The following is a 405-nucleotide window of genomic DNA, read 5'->3' on the forward strand; positions in this document are numbered from 1 at the left end:
TTCGTACATCGGCATACAGAACCGTCCCCGGCCCGATACATCCGCCACACACCAGCGCGATGCAATGGCGACTCTTTCCACTGCAACGCAAAGGCTTCCCATGACTTCGACCCGTACCTCCAGCCGCATCCTCGCCGCTACCGTCCTGCTGGCCGGCGCGGGCCTGTTCCAGGCCGCGCACGCCCAGAACGTCGGCCTCCACCGCACGGACCTGGTGCAGAGCGACCTGAGCACGCCGGGGCGCGAAGCCGTGCAGGTGCGGGTGGACTTCGATCCGGGCGCGGTTTCGATCAAGCATGCCCATCCGGGCGAGGAAATCGCCTACGTGCTGGCGGGCGAACTCGAATACCAGCTGGAGGGCCGCGCGCCGGTGACGCTGAAGGCGGGCGAGGCGCTGTTCATCCC

The 405-nt window shown here is 67.4% G+C and carries 1 protein-coding gene; it reads left to right on the forward strand.

What is annotated here, in order from left to right:
- Positions 1-100 precede the first annotated feature (100 nt).
- Positions 101-405, forward strand: a 305-nt coding sequence (locus AB4Z35_RS30895; protein ID WP_442101285.1) for a cupin domain-containing protein, incomplete at its 3' end; no start/stop codon positions are given.

Source organism: Pseudomonas sp. KB_15, assembly GCF_052114525.1.
GTDB lineage: Bacteria > Pseudomonadota > Gammaproteobacteria > Pseudomonadales > Pseudomonadaceae > Aquipseudomonas.